At 72.4% G+C, this 14465-nt stretch carries 12 protein-coding genes; 3 read left to right on the forward strand and 9 right to left on the reverse strand.

What is annotated here, in order from left to right:
• From C2L58_RS23740 to C2L58_RS23770, 7 genes are all read right to left on the reverse strand, one after another.
• Positions 1 to 1266 carry a glycoside hydrolase family 30 beta sandwich domain-containing protein gene (locus C2L58_RS23740; RefSeq protein WP_103339815.1) on the reverse strand — a complete coding sequence of 422 codons (1266 nt, stop codon included), beginning with the start codon at positions 1264 to 1266 and terminating at the stop codon, positions 1 to 3.
• A 121-nt stretch (positions 1267 to 1387) separates the two neighbouring features.
• The gene (eccD, locus tag C2L58_RS23745; RefSeq protein ID WP_103339816.1) at positions 1388 to 2758 is read right to left on the reverse strand and encodes a type VII secretion integral membrane protein EccD; all 1371 of its coding nucleotides are present in this window, start codon (positions 2756 to 2758) and stop codon (positions 1388 to 1390) included.
• Positions 2758 to 3078 (reverse strand): YbaB/EbfC family nucleoid-associated protein, encoded by a 321-nt coding sequence (locus C2L58_RS23750; protein ID WP_013224119.1) that lies wholly within the window; start codon positions 3076 to 3078, stop codon positions 2758 to 2760. The genes eccD and C2L58_RS23750 overlap by 1 nt, the downstream gene beginning before the upstream one ends.
• The gene (locus tag C2L58_RS23755) at positions 3075 to 3545 is read right to left on the reverse strand and encodes a hypothetical protein (RefSeq protein WP_199191406.1); all 471 of its coding nucleotides are present in this window, start codon (positions 3543 to 3545) and stop codon (positions 3075 to 3077) included. The genes C2L58_RS23750 and C2L58_RS23755 overlap by 4 nt, the downstream gene beginning before the upstream one ends.
• Complete coding sequence (locus C2L58_RS23760) at positions 3545 to 4906, reverse strand: WXG100 family type VII secretion target (protein ID WP_103339817.1); 1362 nt, start codon at positions 4904 to 4906, stop codon at positions 3545 to 3547. Before C2L58_RS23760 ends, C2L58_RS23755 begins: the two co-directional genes overlap by 1 nt.
• Positions 4907 to 4909: 3 nt before the next feature.
• Complete coding sequence (locus C2L58_RS23765) at positions 4910 to 5968, reverse strand: WXG100 family type VII secretion target (RefSeq protein ID WP_103339818.1); 1059 nt, start codon at positions 5966 to 5968, stop codon at positions 4910 to 4912.
• Between the two features lie 25 nt (positions 5969 to 5993).
• Complete coding sequence (locus C2L58_RS23770; protein WP_103339819.1) at positions 5994 to 6764, reverse strand: WXG100 family type VII secretion target; 771 nt, start codon at positions 6762 to 6764, stop codon at positions 5994 to 5996.
• A gap of 142 nt (positions 6765 to 6906) precedes the next feature.
• On the opposite strand from C2L58_RS23770, the gene eccCa reads away from it, so the two are divergent.
• Positions 6907 to 10845: a type VII secretion protein EccCa gene (gene eccCa, locus C2L58_RS23775; RefSeq protein ID WP_103339820.1), complete on the forward strand. Its 3939-nt coding sequence runs from the start codon at positions 6907 to 6909 to the stop codon at positions 10843 to 10845.
• Between the two features lie 130 nt (positions 10846 to 10975).
• Here eccCa and C2L58_RS23780 read toward each other — a convergent pair whose 3' ends face one another.
• Positions 10976 to 11599 (reverse strand): septum formation family protein, encoded by a 624-nt coding sequence (locus tag C2L58_RS23780; RefSeq protein WP_233225886.1) that lies wholly within the window; start codon positions 11597 to 11599, stop codon positions 10976 to 10978.
• A 234-nt stretch (positions 11600 to 11833) separates the two neighbouring features.
• On the opposite strand from C2L58_RS23780, the gene C2L58_RS23785 reads away from it, so the two are divergent.
• Complete coding sequence (locus tag C2L58_RS23785) at positions 11834 to 12538, forward strand: S1 family peptidase (protein ID WP_369904233.1); 705 nt, start codon at positions 11834 to 11836, stop codon at positions 12536 to 12538.
• Positions 12539 to 12595: 57 nt separating this feature from the next.
• Positions 12596 to 13039, forward strand: a complete 444-nt coding sequence (locus tag C2L58_RS23790; RefSeq protein WP_103339822.1) for a YdeI/OmpD-associated family protein — start codon at positions 12596 to 12598, stop codon at positions 13037 to 13039.
• Here the strand turns inward: C2L58_RS23790 and C2L58_RS23795 are convergent, their stop codons facing one another.
• Positions 13040 to 14449, reverse strand: a complete 1410-nt coding sequence (locus C2L58_RS23795) for a class I adenylate-forming enzyme family protein (RefSeq protein ID WP_103339823.1) — start codon at positions 14447 to 14449, stop codon at positions 13040 to 13042.
• Positions 14450 to 14465: the final 16 nt, after the last annotated feature.

Here is a 14465-nt window from a genome sequence, read left to right on the forward strand (position 1 = left end):
TCAGTTCACCACGAACGTCCTGATGCTGCGGGCCGGCAGCTGCGCGTTGAACGCCCCGTTCGCGATGGTGATGCCGGTGGAGGGCGCGAGGTTCGCGCTCGCGTTCGTCAGCCAGGTCTGGGCGGTCGCCGAACCGGTGTCCCGGAGGGTGAACGCGAGATCGGCCGCCGAGGTGTTCTTGTTGATGGCCACGACGACGATCCTGGCTCCGCTCTTGAACGCCGAGAGGTAGACGTTCGGCTGCGGGTTCGCGGTCGCGGTGATCCGCTGGTAGCCGGGGCGGACCCACTTCGCGAAGTGCGCCATGCAGGCGCCGCGCTTGCTGATCTGCCCGTCCTCGCGCATCGGGCCGTACGAACGGCGGATGTACCACCACACGTAGGTCTGGAACCGGCCGTCCACCAGCGCGCGGTGGACGTGCTCGCCGACGTCGAGCGCCTGGGGCCACAGGTCGGCCGAGTCGGTGCTGTTGGGGTAGTAGACCTCGGTCATCCACAGCTCCTTGCCGCCGCCCTTCTGCTGGAAGAGCGGGTAGGGCAGGTCCGCGAACGAGGTGCCGTAGAGGTGCGTGCCGATGATGTCCACGTTCGCCAGGGCGGTGGCGTCGTTCAAAATGGGATCGGACATGGCCTTGCGGTACTGGAACGACTCGGGCGCGATGACCCGGGCGCTGAGCGAACCTGCGTTCTCGCGCAGGAACTTCACGATCTCGGTGGCGGTCCACGCCGTCCATTGCTGGGCGTAGTCCGGCTCGTTCTGGACCGAGATCCCGTACAGGGGCACTCCGTTGTTCGCCATGAACGCGGTGAAGTCGTTCAGGTGCTGCGCATAGGCGCCGTAGGAGCCGTACTTCAGCCGCTTGCCGCCGGAGAAACTTTCCGTCATCGACGCGGGCGGATTCCACGGCGAAGCGATGACCTTGGCCCCGAGCTCACTCGCCCGCCGGGCCGTGGCGACCTCGCGGCTCCAGTTGTTGCGGTCCTCGTGGACGGGGATGCGTAGCACGGTGAACCCCAGCTGGCCGGTGCCGTTGCCGAACGCCGTCTCGCGCTGGGCGGCGGTGAGGTCGCTGATCCAGACGGTGTGGTTCATCCCGCCGAAGCCCAGGATCGTCTGCTGCACGTTCGACGGCTCGACGACCACCGCGGTGGCCGCGGCCGGTGTCGCGGCCGCCAGCACCGGCAGGGCGGCGCCCGCCGCCAGCACGGTCCGCCGGCGTAGGAGCGGCGAATCCGCGATCTCGGAACGGTCTTGGCGTGGTGACATGGCATCTCCCTGGAGTCGACCGGCGAACAGCCTGGGAGCGCTCCCAAAACAGTCTTAACAGTGGCCGTGCGGCACCGTCAATGAAACGTTCAGTCGAAAACATCGACTGCCGGAAGACCCCTCAGCCGCGGACGGCTTCGTACACCCCCGCGATCATCGCCACCATCGGCACCAGCGATAGCAGCACCACGAACTCCGTCACGTCCAACAGCCGGGACCAGTACGGCGAACGCAGCCCGCGCGCCACCCGCGTCGCGTACACCAGGCAGACCACCGCCGCCAGCACCACCGCGCACCCGGCCGCGAACACCGCCGTGCGGTGGCCCGAAGCCACCAGCCACACCCCCGCGGACACCAGCGTCGGAACGCCGAACCCGATCAGCACCAGCCGCTGCGCGCGCCCGGCGTACGACCGCGACCGCAGGATCCAGGCCAGGCCCAGCAAACCGGCCAGCCCCGCTTCCCACGGCCCACCCGACGCAAGCACCACCGAACCGGCCAGCACCACCAGCCCGAGCGCCACCAGCAGGCCCGTCAGCACCGCCTGCGCGTGGGACGTCCGGCCGATCATCTCGGTGCCCAGCGACGGCTGCTCGTCCGCGCGGAACGCCGCCATGTCGTCCGGCACGCGCGGCAGCGGCAGCCGGGCCAGGCGCAACGCCGGCATCGGCGCCACCGCCGCCAGGGCGGTGCCCAGCACCGCGGCCACCGCCGCCGCCGACAGCGGGGAAACCCCGGCCAGGAGCACGACCCCGGAAGTGATCGCGCCGAAGCCCGCCGCGCCGGTGATCGCCACGAACCACGGCAGGCGGTCGGCCACCGAGACCGCCGCCAGCACGCCGTACACCGTCACCGCCGCGAAACCCGCGGCGAGCGGGCCTGCCGACAGCGAGAACAGCGGATGCGGTGGCAGCACGGACATCCCCGCGAGCAGCGCCACGCCGACGCCGGCCAGCGACCCGGCCGCGCCCGCCTCGGCGTCGCCGTAGGCACGGCTCAGCGCGCCACCGCCGAGCAGCAGCACCAACGCCAGCAACCCCGTCCCGATCGGCGCCAGGACGCTGCCGGACGCCGCCGCCTGCACCAGCAGGCCGCCCGCCAGCAGCAGGACCACCGCGGCCACCAGGCCGGACCGCCGAGCCACCGACGGGCCCCAGCCGCCGTCGGCGTCGGCGACGCTGGCGATCGAGTCGACGACGTCGTCGAACAGCAGCGGACCCCGCGGGCGCTCCCGCGGGGTCAGGTGCAGCACTTCGCCGTCCCGGATCTGCGCGGCGGCGACGCTCAGGCCCAAGGCCAAGGGTGCGCCGCCGAGGCGGGAGAGCACCCAGCCCGGGTGCTCGGCCGACGCCTGCCCGGACGCCCCGGCCAGCCGGACCAGCTGCGGGACCAGTTCGGCGAACGTCGATTGCTGCGGCAGCGCGACATCGACACGGGCCCGCGGTGTGACCACGGTGACCCTCCGAGTCGTGCCGGTGAGAGATGCCGTCATCACACGTCTTTCGCGGCCGCGATCACCGGGGCGAACTTCGCGGAACTGGCTTCGGCGAGCTTCTGCAGCCCGGCGTTCACCGCCTCCAGGACGATCTCCGAGAGGTTGCGGGCGTCGTACTCGCGGATCGCGCGGGGGTCGATGTCGATCGAGGTGAAGCGGCCGTCGCCGCGGAGGGTGACGGTGACCTCGTTCTGCCGCGAGTGCGCCTTGATCTCCATCGCCTCGACCGTGCGCTGGATCCGCTGGACCTCTTCGGTCTGCTTGCGCACCTGCGCCAGCAGCTCGTCCATGTCCGGCACCGCGTACGGATCGGTCACTGTTGCTTCCCTTCGTGCTGGCGGACGTGGACGCTGGCCACGAACCGCTGGAAACCGGGTGAGAGCGCCCGGGCGGTCGCGGGCGCGGCCGTGCAGGCGAGCTCGAGCACCACGCGGTCTTCCGGGGTGGCCCCGGGGACCGTCAGGTGCACCTGGGTCTGGATCAGCTCGGTGCCTTCGCCGGTGCGCAGGCGCAGCAGCTGCATGACGGCGGGCGCGGCCGGGTCGCCGACGTCACGGCGGCTCAGCACCTCGAGCCCGGCCAGCGTGCGCGAAAGCCGTTCGACGGCCTCGGCGGCGATGGCGTCGATCGACGCCTCGTCCGGCCGCTGCTGCACGCTCACCGTGATGTTCGGCGTGAACTCCTCGCCCGGCACCGGGTGCACGGCGACGAACACCGCGCCGGAGTCGCCGGGGTCGACGGCGGTCCAGCCGTCCGGGATGACGAAGTCGAGGGGAAGGGTCATCAGAGCCCCACGGACGAAACGGCGTCGTCCCAAGCGGAGCCCACGGCGTCGGCGGCGTCGGTGGCCGCGTGGCTGACGGCGTCGACCGCCGCACCGCCGTACTCGCCGATCGTGTGGCCGAGCTTCGGCAGATCGATGTCGATCTTCGCGCCGACGCCCAGGCCGAGGCCCAGCGCCGCACCCGCCTTGAAGTTGACCTTGAGGTGCCCCGCGTCGTAGACGGCCTGGGCGTCCAGCTGCGCGCCGAGGCCGTACTGCAGCGTGCCGTTCGCGCCGACGCCGACGCCCGCGACGTCCGCGGCCAGCTCGCCCTCGACCTTGCCGCCGACGAAAGCGTTGGCGTGCGCGCCGACGCCGTGCGCGCCGATCGTGCCGGACGCGCTCACCTCGCCGCCGGCGAACACCGTGCCCTTGGCGTGGGCTTCGGCGACGCCCCACGCCTTCCTGGCTTCGGCTTCGCCGTGCAGCGCCGCGAGTTCCGCGTGCCCGGACGCGCCCGCGTCCCAGCCCTTCGACGTGATCTTCCCGTCGTACTCCGGGGAAAAGCCGTCCTGTTCGTGCTGGAACTTGTAGTAGGTGATCTCGGTGTTGCGGCCGATCTTGTTCTTCAGCCCCTCGGCTTCGGGCTGCCCGAACGGCGTGTCCGCCTTCTTCGGGGCCCGGGTGCCTTCGAGGCCGTCCCAGGTGAGTTTCTTCCAGCCGGAGTTGCCGAACCACGACGGCACGGTCCGCGGCCGCTTCCGGCCGTCGAGGGGCTCGCCGTTGAGCCAGTGCAGCGGGCCGCGGGCCCACTTGCCGAGCTCGTGCTCGAGCCGTCCGACGCCTTCGGGCGGGAACAGCTCGGCGAGCGCGTCGGAGAACTCGTCGACGACCTGGCGGGCCGCGGCGACGCTCTGTTCCCCGAGCTGCCGGGCGGCCTGGATGAACGCGCCGACCGAAGCGGAGTTCACCGCGCGGGCCTGGGCGGTCAGCTGGGCCGCGTACTGGTCGAACTGCGCGAGCACCGAGTCGACGGCGGCTTCCGCGGACTGCACGAGCCGGGCCGCGGTGCCGAGCCGCTTCGCCTGGTCGCCGAGCTTCGTGGCCGCCTCGGTGAGCTCTTCGCCGAGTTTCCCCGCGGCCGTCGCGAACGCCGTGTAGGCGTCACCGTCCCAGTCCGCGTGCAGCGTCTTGGCGGACTCGTCGATCTCCCGCGCCTGGCCCGAAACCGCCGAAGCCCGGGCCGCGACCCGCTGCGAAGCGGCGCTCAGCGCACCGGGATCCCCGGTGACGCGCCGGCGGCACTCGACGAGCACGCGCCGGTACCCCGACAGCACCGAGCTGACCACCCCGGACGCATCGACCACCCCCGAGCCCGGCACCGGTCAGTTCCCGGCCGCGTCGTAGCCGACGTGCTGGCTGAAGTGCTTGCCGTTGTAGTCCAGCGCGATGTCGAGGTCGAAGTCCTGCCCACCCGGAGCCTCCACAGTGGACTCACCGGTGCTGAGGTTGGTGTGGATGACGACCTCGTCGGCGTGCCCGGCCGCCGGGGCGGGCACTACCGGCGCGGGGGCCGGCTGGGTGACCGGCGCCGGCTGGGCCGGCACGGTGGCGCCGTGCTGCGCCGGGTCGACGGCGATCCAGCTGTTGGCCGGGTTCAGCGGGGTGCCGTTGCCGGTCACCGCCTGGCCGCTGGAACCGCCGCCGGTGGCGAGCGCGGGCGGGGTGTAGTCGGTGAACGAAGGCTGCTGCGGGATCCCCCCGCCGCTCCCGCCCGCCACCTCCTGCTGCCCCGACGGGCTCGCCACCGGCGGCGGGGTCTGCGGCGCGGTGACCGGGGTGTTCCCGATCGACGGCGTCGTAGCGCCCGAGCTGCCGGAACCGTGGTGGAAGAGCTTCTCGATCTCGCCGATGACCTGCGCGAGCGTGGTGACCTGCTGGGCGAGGTCCACCGCGCCGAGCGCCTTGAGCAGCGCGCCGATCGCGGTGATGAACGCCCGCAGCGACGCGCTCGTCGCGGTCGACAAAGCGACCGCGGCACCGTAGGTCCACCAGTTCGACATCAGCGCGGCGACCGTGGGGTTCACCGCGGCCACCACCGCGCGGTAGGCCTCCTGCGCGGTCTTGATCAGCGTGCCGGAGACCCCGAGGAGCTCGGCGCCCTTCTGCACGACGTCGATGATCTTCGTCAGCTGGCCGAGGGAGTCGTTGATCTTCTTCAGCGCCGACTCGCTCGCCGCGCCCGACCAGATCTTGCCCAGCTGGTCGGCGGCCTTCGTCAGCTCGTTGTACATGCTCAGGAACTGCTCGGCCTTGCGGACCAGGTCCACCACGTGCTTGGCGATCTGCTCCGGCTGGCCGGTGACGATCTGCGGCAGGATCGTGATCGGGCCGCCCGAAGACGCGGTCGCGTCCATCGCGCTGGAGTTCGGGAAAGTCAGCATCGGTCCTCACAAAGGTTCAAGGAGTTCAGACGACGGAGGCGGGCCGGTAGACGCTGACCCTCGCCAGCCCACCGGTGCGGGCGTCGAGCAGCCCGTGGTTGTAGAGGCGGCCGCCGTCGCCGGCGACGCCGATGACCGGCCGGCGGTCGGAGAACAGCAGTGGCTCCACGACCACGACGTCGCCGCTGTGCACGCCGCCGGGCACGTCGGAGAACGTGCGCGCGGTGCCCGCGTAGACCTCGATCAGCCCGACCCGCGCCTGGTTGTCGGCGTCGCCGGCGAGCCAGTCGTTGAAGTCGGCGACGCCGTGGAAGCGCGTGTCGGTGATCGGGTGGTCGCCGAGCCGGCCCAGCCGCGCGTCCCCCAGGTAGCGCAGCACGTTCCCGACCGACGACGGCTCGCCGTGGGCGCCCGCGCTGTCGTTGATGGCCAGGGTGGCGAGCTCGGAAGCGTGCGAGCTGCCCCAGATCGACGACGCGGTGCTCGTGGGAGCGTGCCCGCCGCCGTAGCCGGAGGCGACGTCCCGGTCGGCCGCCTGGTAGGCGTCGGCGCTGGCCTTGACGAGCCCGTTGACCTGCTGCAGCAGCTGCAGGAGCGTGCGGACGGCGGTGATCTGGCCGGAGTGCAGGGCCGCGTTCGCGGCGGCGACCGCGCTGCCGAACGTCGCGAACGACATCGGCTGCACGACGAGCCGTTCGAGGTCGGCCACGGCGTTGATGCCGTGGGCGATGATGCCCCCGACGTTGCCCACGGCGGAGCGCATCGCCTCGGGCTCAGCCCGGTACTCGCCGGCCATGGGTCTCCTTCCGGGGGGTCTGCTCGGCTGAGCGTAGGTTCGGCCCCGGAAGCGGGCGGACGGCAAAAGTACCCACCGCGGCGGGGCGGCGAGTGGCCAAAATACCGGTCAGACCGCCCCCGAACTGGAGCAGCCTGTCCTGATGAGCCTGCCGTCCGACCGACCGAGCGAAATCGTGCTGCAGTCCCCGCCGATGCTCCCGAAGAGCTCTTCGGGCGGGATGGTGCAGCTGATGATGTTCCTGCCGATGATGCTCGGCATGGGCGCGATGTCGTTCGTCTACATCGGACGCGACGGCGGCGTGATGACCTACGTCTTCGGTGCGCTGTTCCTCTGCGCCATGGGCGGCATGGTGGTGATGTCGCTGGGCCGCGGCGGGATGGCGAAGAAGGCGCAGATCAACGACGAACGCCGGGACTACCAGCGCTATCTGTCCGGGCTGCGGGCCCAGGTCCGCGACATCGCCGACGGCCAGCGCGCGGCCATGATCGCCGTCCAGCCCGACCCGGCCGACCTGTGGGCCTACGTCGAAACCGGGAAGCTGTGGGACCGCCGGCGCACCGAGCCGCAGTTCGCGCAGGTGCGCGCGGGCACCGGGCCGCAGCGGCTCGCGACGCCGTTGAAGGCGCCGCAGACCGTGCCGCTGGAGGACCTCGACCCGGTGTCCTCGACCAGCCTCAAGCACTTCATCCGCACCTACTCGACGGTGGACGGCCTGCCGGTCGCGCTCTCGCTGCGGTCGTTCGCCGCGGTCACCGTGGCCGGGCGGCGCCCCGCCGTGCTCGGCCTGGTGCGGGCGCTGCTGTGCCAGCTCGTCACCTTCCACTCCCCCGCCGACCTGCGGGTCGCGCTCTGCGTGGCCCCGGACCGCCAGCACGACTGGGAATGGGCGAAGTGGCTGCCGCACGCCGCCGCGGCCGGCTCGGCCGACGCCGTCGGCTCGCGGCGGCTGGCCGCCGGCACCGCGGCCGGGCTGGCCGAGCTGCTGGGCGCCGACCTGGGGGAACGTCCGGTGTTCAGCCGGCGCGCGGCGGCCGAGCTCGACCTGCCCCACCTCGTGGTCGTCGTCGACGGCGGCACGGCCCACGGCGAACCCCGGCTGATCGGCGAGGACGGCCGGCTCGGCGTCACGGTGATCGAGGTCGGGCCGGAGCAGCCGCGGGCGTCGTCGACCGAGCGGCTGCTGAGCCTGCACACCGCACCGGAGTCCCTCGGCATGGTCGTCGGCGAAGGCGGCGAGCAGCGGCTGGGCTTCCTCGGCCGCCCGGACGTCCTCGACCGCGGCGCCGCGGAAGCCCTCGCCCGGATGCTGACGCCGTTGCACACCCCCGCCGCGGTCGTCGGCGACAAACCGATGTCGGCGACGTTCGGGCTGGCCGGGCTGCTCGGCATCGGCGACCCGCGCGACACCGACACCGCCGTCACCTGGGCGCCGCGCGCGGCCCGCGACCGGCTGCGGATCCCGCTGGGCGTCAACCCGGAGGGCCGTCCGGTCGAGCTGGACCTCAAGGAGTCGGCCGAAGGCGGGATGGGGCCGCACGGCCTGGTCATCGGCGCGACCGGGTCCGGCAAGAGCGAGCTGCTGCGGACGCTGGTGACGGCGCTGGCCGTGATGCACTCGTCGGAGACGCTCAACCTGGCGCTCATCGACTTCAAGGGCGGCGCGACCTTCGCCGGGATGACCGGGCTGCCGCACACGTGCGCCGTCATCACCAACCTCTCCGACGACCTCGCGCTGGTCGACCGCATGGCCGACGCGCTCAACGGCGAGCTGCTGCGGCGGCAGGAACTGCTGCACGCGGCCGGGAACTACGCGTCGGTGCGCGACTACGAGAAGGCCCGCGCGGACGGCGCGCCGCTGGACCCGCTGCCGTCGCTGCTGGTGATCATCGACGAGTTCAGCGAACTGCTGTCCTCGCGCCCGGAGTTCATCGACCTGTTCGTCGCGATCGGCCGGCTCGGACGCTCGCTCGGGATTCACCTGCTGCTGGCCTCGCAGCGGCTCGAAGAGGGCCGGCTGCGCGGGCTGGACTCCCACCTGTCGTACCGGATCGGGCTGCGGACGTTCTCCGCCGCGGAAAGCCGGGCCGTGCTGGGCGTCGCGGACGCCTACCACCTGCCGCCGGTGCCGGGTTCGGCGTACCTGAAGTCCGACACCGAAACGCTGTTCCGGCTCAAGGCGGCCTACGTCTCCGGCGAGCTGCCGCCGCGGAGCACGGTCGTGCGCGAGGACGGCCAAGAGCTCGGCGTGCTGCCGTTTTCCCTGGCCCCGGTGGAGATCCCGGTGACGGTCGAGCTGTCGGAGGTCGTTCCGGCGCCTTCGGAGGAGGGCGGTACCGGCGAAACGATCATCGGCGCGATGCTGTCCCGGCTGGAGGGCCGCGGCCCGGCGGCGCACCAGATCTGGCTGCCGCCGCTGGCCGAACCGCCGACGCTGGACCAGCTGCTGCCGCCGCTGGGCGAGGACGCCGCGCGCGGCCTGTGCCCGCTCGGCTGGGGCGGCAACGGGAAGCTGACGATCCCGGTGGCGCTGGTGGACAAGCCGTTCGAGCAGCGCCGGGACATGCTGTGGGCGGACTTCTCCGGCGCGGCCGGGCACGCGCTGATCGTCGGCGCGCCGCAGAGCGGCAAGTCGACGCTGATGAAGGACATCGCGGGCATGCTGGCGCTGACGCACACGCCGGCCGAAGTCCAGCTGTTCGTGCTGGACATGGGCGGTGGCGCGCTGGCGCCGATCGCCGGGCTGCCGCACGTGTCCGGGTACGCGACCCGCCGTGACGCGCAACGCTGCCGCCGGGTCGTCGCCGAGCTGACGACGTTGCTGGAGCAGCGCGAGGAGTTCTTCGCCGCGCAGGGGATCGAGTCGATGGCGGCGTTCCGCGCCCGGCGTGCGGAGTTCACCGAGAGCACCGACGAGCGCGAGTTCGGCGACGTGTTCCTGTTCGTGGACAACTGGACCACGATCCGCCAGGAGTACGAGCAGCTGGAGGAGCAGATCACCGGGCTGGCCGCCCGCGGGCTCGGCTTCGGCATCCACGTGATCGTCTCGCTCAACCAGTGGATCGGCGTCCGCGCCCAGCTGCGCGACGCGATCGGCACGCGCTTCGAACTGCGCCTGGGCGACCCGATGGACTCCTCCGTCGACCGCAAGGTCGCGGCCAACGTCCCCGCCGACCGCCCGGGCCGCGGCATCACCGCGGAGAAGCTCCACTTCCTGGCGGCGTTGCCGCGCATCGATGCCGACCAGCGCCCGGAGACGGTCGGCGCGGGCGGCGTCGACCTGGTGCGCCGGATTTCGGCCGCGTGGCAGGGACCGCGCGCCCCGCAGGTCCGGCTGCTGCCGCCGGAGGTGCCGCTGGACACGCTGCCCGCCGCGCCTTCGCGTCAGGTCACCTTGGGGATCGCGGAATCGACGTTGCGCCCGGTGTACCTGGACTTCGCGGCCGACCCGCACTTCATGGCCTTCGGCGACGTGGAGTCGGGCAAGAGTTCACTGCTGCGAGCCATCGCTTCGGGGATCACGTCGGCCTACACGCCGGACGAAGCGGCGATCATCGTCGCGGACTACCGGCGTGGCCTGCTCGGCGCGGTGCCGGAGCCGCACCTGCTGGGGTACGCCGGTGCCGAGGGCAAGCTGACGGACCTGATCGGCGAGTGCGCCCAGGCGATGCGCAACCGGCTGCCCGGGCCGTCGGTGACGCCCGAGCAGCTGCGGAACCGGTCGTGGTGGCGCGGGCCGGAGCTGTTCGTGCTGGTGGACGACTACGAGCTGGTGGCGACGGTGGGGCGGAACCCGTTGCAGCCGCTGCTGGAGTTCCTGCCGCAGGCCCGGGACATCGGCCTGCACGTGCTCATCGTCCGCGGATCCGGCGGCGCCGGGCGGGCGTTGTTCGAGCCGGTGCTGCAGCGGCTGCGGGAGCTGGGCACGCCGGGGTTGATCATGTCCGGGACGAAGGACGAAGGCGCGTTGCTCGCGGACGTGAAGCCGTCACCGCAGCCGCCGGGGCGGGGAACGCTGGTGTCCCGCCGGCACGGGACGGGACTGGTCCAGGTGGCGTGGACGAAACCGGCGGAGTCCTAGTCTTCGAAGAGCGGATCGTCCTCGGCCCGCCGGATCTCCAACGCCGTCCCGAACTCGGCGGCGGTGGACCACCACGTCCGAGTTGCGGAACCTCATCCGCGCACCACGGGAGCGGACCCGGGCGGAAGGCTCACCGCACGGGCCCGGTCGTCTCGGCGGCGAAGTGGTAGTAGCAGACGGCCCGGTGCTTGCCCGCGGCCCAGCTCGACGACGTCGGCGTCACGACCTGCACGCGGACATCGGGCACCGGCCGGGCGCCGGCTTCGCACCGGGCCAGGGCGTCGCGGTAGAGCTCGAGGATGTCGGGCATCGGGCCCTCGCCCAGCGGCAGCACGTCGAACGCCTCACCGGTGTGCGGCGCGGCGCACGACGTCAGGAACACGTCGGCCTCGCCCGAGGCCGCCGGGGACCAGAAGCAGTCGCGCGCGCCGAGGTCGAGTCCGTGCACCACGTTCTCGGGCAGCCGGTCCTGGGCTGCCCGCTGCTGCCACCACGCCGTCCCGGTGCTGATCAGGTAGGCGAGCACGCCCATCCAGGCGGTGAAGGCGATCAGGCCGCAGACGACGAGCACGAGCCCCCGCTGCCGCTGCTTCCTGATCCGGGAGATGGCGATGGCGCCGAAAACCGGCGCGAGCAGGCCGCCGAGCAGCCCGAAGACGAGCGTGGCGATCGCGTAGCCGCTGATGGGCTGTCTGCGCAGCTCGGTGCGCATCAGCTCGTCGAAGAGCTCGGGATCGTGCTGTGGTGCTGACATGTTCCCCTCCCCCGCCCGGCCAAGAATTGCGGGCACGCCGGAACAACCGCGCGAGAATGCATTCGAACGCCCCCTTCATGGCCGCCGCCGCGGCGACAGGGGCGTCACACACTACCTCCGGGACGGTGGGTTACCGACTTCGGTAGGTTCCGAAAATCCTTCACGGCTCTTACGTTGAGCTGGACGTCCCGTTCGGGACGGATATCCGGATCACCTGGGCCGAAGGGCATTTTCATGCGAATGTCGAGGGCTGTAGCCGCGGTGGGTGCGGCCGCCGCGGCGCTGAGTCTGGTCTCAGCGGGGGTGGCGGACGCCCAGCAGGACATCATCGGCGGGAGCACGGTCTCCTCCGCGCCGTGGGGCGCCCAGATCTACTGGAACAACGTGACGACGTACGGCGGCTTCGAGTGCTCGGGGACGATCATCGCCCCGCAGTGGGTGCTCACCGCCCAGCACTGCCTGAACTCGCCGGGCATGCACGTCAAGGTCGGCAACGTGACGCTGCAGCAGGGCACGAACGCGAACGTCGACCAGCAGAAGGCGTCCCCGAACGGCGACATCGCCCTGCTGCACCTGACGACGGCGGTCAACACGACGTACATGAAGCTCGGCACCGGCAACCCGCCGACCGGGTCGACCAACCAGATCTACGGCTGGGGCCGCACCCAGGGCAGCAGCCCGCCGTCGAGCACCCTGAAGACCGCCAACGTGCGCGTGACGGGCCTGAGCTCGGACGCCTTCGGCGGCACCGCGATCGCCAGCCAGGGCATCAACGGCTCGGCGTGGCACGGCGACTCGGGCGGCCCGGAGCTGTACAACGGCGCCCAGGTCGGGGTCTGCTCGACGGGCAGCAACTCCGGTTCGAACCCGCAGGGCACGCAGAACTACGCGAGCATCGCCTCCAGCCGCAGCTGGATCCGCACGACGACCGGCGTCTGACACCGGGCCCCGCGTGCCGGCCGCCACGGCGGCCGGCACGCGGCGCATACTCGCGGCATGAAGTTCCGCACGACCGTGCTGCTCGGCGGCAAGACCGCGACCGGCCTGCCGGTGCCCGCCGACGTCGTCGAGGCGCTCGGCGCCGGCAAGAAGCCCGCGGTCACCGTGACGCTCGGCGGGCACACCTACCGCACGACGGTGGCGAGCCGCGGCGGGCAGTTCCTGGTGCCGCTCAGCGCCGAGAACCGCGAGCAGGCCGGGGTCGCCGCCGGGGACGACGTCGACGTCGAGATCGCGCTCGACACCGCGCCCCGTGAACTCGACATCCCCGCCGAGCTGGCCGAAGCGCTCGCCGCCGACGACACCGCGCGAGCCCGGTTCGAGAGCCTCTCCTACAGCGCGAAGCAGCGGTTCGTCCTGCCGATCGGGCAGGCGAAGACCGAGGAGACCCGGCACCGGCGCGTCGCCAAGGTGATCACGGACCTGCGCGCCGGGAAGTAGTCACTCCACAAGGGACGCCCGCAGCGCCGCCTTGTCCGGTTTCCCCGACGGCGCCACCGGAACCGCGTTCACGAAACTGAACCGCGCCGGGACCGCTGCCTCCCCCAGCTCGGCCGCCACCGCCTTGCGCACCTCGCCCAGATCAGGCGAGCGACCCGGCACCGGGACCACGAACGCGTGCGCCGCCTCGCCGGTCCGCGCGTCCGGGACCGCGACGACGTACGCCTGGTCGACGTCCGGGCACGCGGCGATCGCCCGCTCGATCGGGCCGGTGTAGTGGATGATCGCGTTCACGATCACCACGTCGCGCGCGCGGCCGGACAGGTGCAGGTAGCCCTCGCCGTCGACGAAACCCAGGTCCTGCGTCCGCACCCAGCCCTCGTGCAGCACCTCGGCCGTGGTGGCCTCGTCACGCCAGTAGCCCGCGAACGCCGACGGCGTGCGCACCCAGACCTCGCCCTCCCGCACCGCGACTTCCACCGTGTCGCACGCTTTCCCGACCGAACCCAGGCCCTCGTCGGCGCGGCAGATCGTCAGCATCCCCGTCTCGGTCTGCCCGTACGCGTGGTGCATCGCGGGCCCGATCCGCTCGGCCGCCTCGGCGAGCTTGTGCGGCGGCACCGGCGAACCGGCCACGATCAGCCTCCGCAGGCCACTCAGGTCGACGTCCGAATCCCGCAGCACGTCGAGCATCCGGTGCAGCCGCGGCACCGTGGTCAGCGCCGCCGAAATGCCCAGCCGCGGCAGCACGCCCGGGAAGTCCGGCAGCCCCTCGGGGATCACCGCCGTGCCGCCCGCGAACAGGCACACCCCCAGCTGCTCGACCATCACCGCGCTGGCCAGGGAGCCGAACAGCAGGTAGCGGCCGAACCCCGCGCCCAGCCGCTCGTGCGCCGAGCCCGGCACCGGCGGCCGCCAGACCCGGCCTTCGGTCAGCGCGCGGTAGCGGTACGCCACGCCCTTCGGGACGCCGGTGCTACCACTGGTGAACACGACCGTCGCGATGTCGTCGAGCCGTCCCTGCGGCACCGGCTCCGTGTAGCGGCCCAGCAGGGACGGCCCCACCCGCAGCACCGGCACCCCGGCGGCCACCGGGTCCCCGTCGGTGACCAGGGCTTTGACGTCGCGGAGGATGTGCCGCAGCTGCGCCTCCGGCAGCCCGGGCCGCACCGCGACCGCGCGGGCGCCGAGCACGTGCACCGCGACGAGCGCGGCGAACCCCTCCGGCGTGACGGCGGTGGCCAGCCCGACGCCGTCGCCCGGGCCGAGCCCGGCCGCCCGCAGGCCCGCGGTGAACCGGCCGATCAGCTCCCGCAGCTCGCCGCGGGTGGTCACCCGGGCGCCGTGCTCGAACGCGGGGACTTCCGGAGCGCGCTCCAGCTCGTCCAGCAGTGCCTGCGGGTGCACCATCGCGACTCACCTTTCG

The organism is Amycolatopsis sp. CA-126428, from assembly GCF_002904335.1.
GTDB lineage: Bacteria > Actinomycetota > Actinomycetes > Mycobacteriales > Pseudonocardiaceae > Amycolatopsis.

Excerpts from the sequence above, each read along its gene's own strand:
- C2L58_RS23740 (WP_103339815.1), bottom strand. The coding sequence starts at position 1,266 with ATGTCACCACGCCAAGACCGTTCCGAGATCGCGGATTCGCCGCTCCTA.
- eccD (WP_103339816.1), bottom strand. The coding sequence starts at position 2,758 with ATGACGGCATCTCTCACCGGCACGACTCGGAGGGTCACCGTGGTCACA.
- C2L58_RS23755 (WP_199191406.1), bottom strand. The coding sequence starts at position 3,545 with ATGACCCTTCCCCTCGACTTCGTCATCCCGGACGGCTGGACCGCCGTC.
- C2L58_RS23765 (WP_103339818.1), bottom strand. The coding sequence starts at position 5,968 with ATGCTGACTTTCCCGAACTCCAGCGCGATGGACGCGACCGCGTCTTCG.
- C2L58_RS23770 (WP_103339819.1), bottom strand. The coding sequence starts at position 6,764 with ATGGCCGGCGAGTACCGGGCTGAGCCCGAGGCGATGCGCTCCGCCGTG.
- eccCa (WP_103339820.1), top strand. The coding sequence starts at position 6,907 with ATGAGCCTGCCGTCCGACCGACCGAGCGAAATCGTGCTGCAGTCCCCG.
- C2L58_RS23780 (WP_233225886.1), bottom strand. The coding sequence starts at position 11,599 with ATGTCAGCACCACAGCACGATCCCGAGCTCTTCGACGAGCTGATGCGC.
- C2L58_RS23785 (WP_369904233.1), top strand. The coding sequence starts at position 11,834 with ATGCGAATGTCGAGGGCTGTAGCCGCGGTGGGTGCGGCCGCCGCGGCG.
- C2L58_RS23790 (WP_103339822.1), top strand. The coding sequence starts at position 12,596 with ATGAAGTTCCGCACGACCGTGCTGCTCGGCGGCAAGACCGCGACCGGC.
- C2L58_RS23795 (WP_103339823.1), bottom strand. The coding sequence starts at position 14,449 with ATGGTGCACCCGCAGGCACTGCTGGACGAGCTGGAGCGCGCTCCGGAA.